At 51.0% G+C, this 4,980-nt stretch carries 3 tRNA genes and 2 rRNA genes; all 5 read left to right on the top strand.

The features are described from left to right. Nucleotides 1-40 precede the first annotated feature (40 nt). The 5 genes from AMD00_RS22605 (at nucleotide 41) to AMD00_RS22585 (ending at nucleotide 4,970) form a co-directional block, all read left to right on the top strand. A 16S ribosomal RNA gene (locus AMD00_RS22605) occupies nucleotides 41-1,593 on the top strand. A gap of 96 nt (nucleotides 1,594-1,689) precedes the next feature. Beyond that, nucleotides 1,690-1,766: transfer RNA gene (locus tag AMD00_RS22600), tRNA-Ile, on the top strand. 12 nt (nucleotides 1,767-1,778) lie between these two features. Then, nucleotides 1,779-1,855, top strand: a tRNA-Ile gene (locus AMD00_RS22595). Nucleotides 1,856-1,868: 13 nt separating this feature from the next. Continuing rightward, a tRNA-Ala gene (locus AMD00_RS22590) sits at nucleotides 1,869-1,944 on the top strand. A gap of 96 nt (nucleotides 1,945-2,040) precedes the next feature. Next, nucleotides 2,041-4,970, top strand: a 23S ribosomal RNA gene (locus tag AMD00_RS22585). The 16S and 23S rRNA genes sit together here with 3 tRNA genes alongside, the layout of an rRNA operon. Nucleotides 4,971-4,980: the final 10 nt, after the last annotated feature.

Genomic DNA, 4,980 nt, shown 5'->3' with positions numbered 1-4,980 from the left:
GGATGATACGCTAGCAAAGCTAATGAGCTTTCAAACTACTTTTATGGAGAGTTTGATCCTGGCTCAGGACGAACGCTGGCGGCGTGCCTAATACATGCAAGTCGAGCGAATGATGAAGAAGCTTGCTTCTTCTGATTTAGCGGCGGACGGGTGAGTAACACGTGGGCAACCTACCTAGTAGATTGGGATAACTCCGGGAAACCGGGGCTAATACCGAATAATCCATTTTGTCACATGGCAAAATGCTGAAAGGCGGTTTCGGCTGTCACTACTAGATGGGCCCGCGGTGCATTAGCTAGTTGGTGGGGTAATGGCCTACCAAGGCAACGATGCATAGCCGACCTGAGAGGGTGATCGGCCACATTGGGACTGAGACACGGCCCAAACTCCTACGGGAGGCAGCAGTAGGGAATCTTCCACAATGGACGAAAGTCTGATGGAGCAACGCCGCGTGAGTGATGAAGGTTTTCGGATCGTAAAACTCTGTTGTAAGGGAAGAACAAGTACGTTAGTAACTGAACGTACCTTGACGGTACCTTATTAGAAAGCCACGGCTAACTACGTGCCAGCAGCCGCGGTAATACGTAGGTGGCAAGCGTTGTCCGGATTTATTGGGCGTAAAGCGCGCGCAGGTGGTTTCTTAAGTCTGATGTGAAAGCCCACGGCTCAACCGTGGAGGGTCATTGGAAACTGGGAGACTTGAGTGCAGAAGAGGAAAGTGGAATTCCAAGTGTAGCGGTGAAATGCGTAGAGATTTGGAGGAACACCAGTGGCGAAGGCGACTTTCTGGTCTGTAACTGACACTGAGGCGCGAAAGCGTGGGGAGCAAACAGGATTAGATACCCTGGTAGTCCACGCCGTAAACGATGAGTGCTAAGTGTTAGGGGGTTTCCGCCCCTTAGTGCTGCAGCTAACGCATTAAGCACTCCGCCTGGGGAGTACGGCCGCAAGGTTGAAACTCAAAGGAATTGACGGGGGCCCGCACAAGCGGTGGAGCATGTGGTTTAATTCGAAGCAACGCGAAGAACCTTACCAGGTCTTGACATCCCAATGACCGCTCTAGAGATAGAGTTTTCCCTTCGGGGACATTGGTGACAGGTGGTGCATGGTTGTCGTCAGCTCGTGTCGTGAGATGTTGGGTTAAGTCCCGCAACGAGCGCAACCCTTGATCTTAGTTGCCATCATTTAGTTGGGCACTCTAAGGTGACTGCCGGTGACAAACCGGAGGAAGGTGGGGATGACGTCAAATCATCATGCCCCTTATGACCTGGGCTACACACGTGCTACAATGGACGATACAAAGAGTCGCTAACTCGCGAGGGTATGCTAATCTCATAAAATCGTTCTCAGTTCGGATTGTAGGCTGCAACTCGCCTACATGAAGCCGGAATCGCTAGTAATCGTGGATCAGCATGCCACGGTGAATACGTTCCCGGGCCTTGTACACACCGCCCGTCACACCACGAGAGTTTGTAACACCCGAAGTCGGTGAGGTAACCTTTATGGGGCCAGCCGCCGAAGGTGGGATAGATGATTGGGGTGAAGTCGTAACAAGGTAGCCGTATCGGAAGGTGCGGCTGGATCACCTCCTTTCTAAGGATAATTACGGAAACAGATCTTGGATCTGTCGATTAACGTCTTGCGTTCAGTTTTGAAGGTTCATACTTCAATTATATATTTTCCCAAAAGGGGCCTATAGCTCAGCTGGTTAGAGCGCACGCCTGATAAGCGTGAGGTCGATGGTTCGAGTCCATTTAGGCCCACCATTTTTCTTTTTNGGGCCTATAGCTCAGCTGGTTAGAGCGCACGCCTGATAAGCGTGAGGTCGATGGTTCGAGTCCATTTAGGCCCACCATATTTTCTTTTTCGGGGCCTTAGCTCAGCTGGGAGAGCGCCTGCCTTGCACGCAGGAGGTCAGCGGTTCGATCCCGCTAGGCTCCACCAATATTGTTCTTTGAAAACTGGATAAAACGACATTGAAGCAAATTAAGTAACACATTTTTTATTATTAAGTTTTTTAGGCTTAATAACTAACTTTTAGGTTAAGTTATTAAGGGCGCATGGCGGATGCCTTGGCACTAGGAGCCGAAGAAGGACGGCACTAACACCGATATGCTTCGGGGAGCTGTAAGTGAGCTTTGATCCGGAGATTTCCGAATGGGGGAACCCACTGTTCGTAATGGAGCAGTATCTTGACGTGAATACATAGCGTCTTGATGGCAGACCCAGGGAACTGAAACATCTAAGTACCTGGAGGAAGAGAAAGAAAAATCGATTCCCTGAGTAGCGGCGAGCGAAACGGGAATAGCCCAAACCAAGAGGCTTGCCTCTTGGGGTTGTAGGACACTCTATATGGAGTTACAAAGGAATGAGTTAAATGAAGCGGTCTGGAAAGGCCCGCCAGAGCAGGTAACAGCCCTGTAGTTGAAAGTTCATTCTCTCTTGAGTGTATCCTGAGTACGGCGGAACACGTGAAATTCCGTCGGAATCTGGGAGGACCATCTCCCAAGGCTAAATACTACCTAGTGACCGATAGTGAACCAGTACCGTGAGGGAAAGGTGAAAAGCACCCCGGAAGGGGAGTGAAATAGATCCTGAAACCATGTGCCTACAAGTAGTTAGAGCCCGTTAATGGGTGATAGCGTGCCTTTTGTAGAATGAACCGGCGAGTTACGATTACATGCGAGGTTAAGTTTTAGAAGACGGAGCCGTAGCGAAAGCGAGTCTGAATAGGGCGAATGAGTATGTGGTTGTAGACCCGAAACCAGGTGATCTACCCATGTCCAGGGTGAAGGTAAGGTAACACTTACTGGAGGCCCGAACCCACGTACGTTGAAAAGTGCGGGGATGAGGTGTGGGTAGCGGAGAAATTCCAATCGAACCTGGAGATAGCTGGTTCTCTCCGAAATAGCTTTAGGGCTAGCCTCGTGATAGAGAATCCTGGAGGTAGAGCACTGTTTGAACTAGGGGTCCATCCCGGATTACCGAATTCAGACAAACTCCGAATGCCAGTGATTTATGCACGGGAGTCAGACTGCGAGTGATAAGATCCGTAGTCAAAAGGGAAACAGCCCAGACCACCAGCTAAGGTCCCAAAGTAATTGTTAAGTGGAAAAGGATGTGACGTTGCTTAGACAACCAGGATGTTGGCTCAGAAGCAGCCATCATTTAAAGAGTGCGTAATAGCTCACTGGTCGAGTGACGCTGCGCCGAAAATGTATCGGGGCTAAACAATTCACCGAAGCTGTGGATGGACATCTTAGATGTCCGTGGTAGGAGAGCGTTCTAAGTGCTGTGAAGTCAGACCGGAAGGACTGGTGGAGCGCTTAGAAGTGAGAATGCCGGTATGAGTAGCGAAAGACGGGTGAGAATCCCGTCCACCGAATGACTAAGGTTTCCTGAGGAAGGCTCGTCCGCTCAGGGTTAGTCGGGACCTAAGCCGAGGCCGATAGGCGTAGGCGATGGACAACAGGTTGATATTCCTGTACCACCTATTTACCATTTGAGCAATGGGGGGACGCAGTAGGATAGGGTAAGCATGCTGTTGGTTATGCATGTTCAAGCAGTGAGGCGTGAAATGAGGCAAATCCCATTTCTATAACGTTGAGCTGTGATGACGAGGACGTATGTCCGGAGTTCCTGATTTCACACTGCCAAGAAAAGCCTCTAGCGAGGTAAAAGGTGCCCGTACCGCAAACCGACACAGGTAGTCGAGGAGAGAATCCTAAGGTGTGCGAGAGAACTCTCGTTAAGGAACTCGGCAAAATGACCCCGTAACTTCGGGAGAAGGGGTGCTCTAGTAGGGTGAAAGCCCGAGAGAGCCGCAGTGAATAGGCCCAGGCGACTGTTTAGCAAAAACACAGGTCTCTGCAAAACCGTAAGGTGACGTATAGGGGCTGACGCCTGCCCGGTGCTGGAAGGTTAAGAGGAGTGCTTAGCGCAAGCGAAGGTGCGAATTGAAGCCCCAGTAAACGGCGGCCGTAACTATAACGGTCCTAAGGTAGCGAAATTCCTTGTCGGGTAAGTTCCGACCCGCACGAAAGGCGTAACGATCTGGGCACTGTCTCAACGAGAGACTCGGTGAAATTATAGTACCTGTGAAGATGCAGGTTACCCGCGACAGGACGGAAAGACCCCGTGGAGCTTTACTGTAGCCTGATATTGAATTTTGATACATCTTGTACAGGATAGGTAGGAGCCAGAGATTCCGGAGCGCCAGCTTCGGAGGAGGCGTTGGTGGGATACTACCCTAGATGTATTGAACTTCTAACCCATGCCCCTTAGCGGGGTAGGAGACAGTGTCAGGCGGGCAGTTTGACTGGGGCGGTCGCCTCCTAAAGAGTAACGGAGGCGCCCAAAGGTTCCCTCAGAATGGTTGGAAATCATTCGTAGAGTGTAAAGGCATAAGGGAGCTTGACTGCGAGACCTACAAGTCGAGCAGGGTCGAAAGACGGGCTTAGTGATCCGGTGGTTCCGCATGGAAGGGCCATCGCTCAACGGATAAAAGCTACCCCGGGGATAACAGGCTTATCTCCCCCAAGAGTCCACATCGACGGGGAGGTTTGGCACCTCGATGTCGGCTCATCGCATCCTGGGGCTGTAGTCGGTCCCAAGGGTTGGGCTGTTCGCCCATTAAAGCGGTACGCGAGCTGGGTTCAGAACGTCGTGAGACAGTTCGGTCCCTATCCGTCGTGGGCGTAGGAAATTTGAGAGGAGCTGTCCTTAGTACGAGAGGACCGGGATGGACACACCGCTGGTGTACCAGTTGTTCTGCCAAGGGCATCGCTGGGTAGCTATGTGTGGACGGGATAAGTGCTGAAAGCATCTAAGCATGAAGCCCCCCTCAAGATGAGATTTCCCATTACGCAAGTAAGTAAGATCCCTCAAAGACGATGAGGTAGATAGGTTCGAGGTGGAAGTGTGGCGACATACGGAGCTGACGAATACTAATAGATCGAGGACTTAACCAAATTTTACTTA

The sequence above is a fragment of the Viridibacillus arvi genome (assembly GCF_001274945.1).
GTDB lineage: Bacteria > Bacillota > Bacilli > Bacillales_A > Planococcaceae > Viridibacillus > Viridibacillus arvi.
This window is presented reverse-complemented; position numbering and strand designations above follow the sequence as displayed.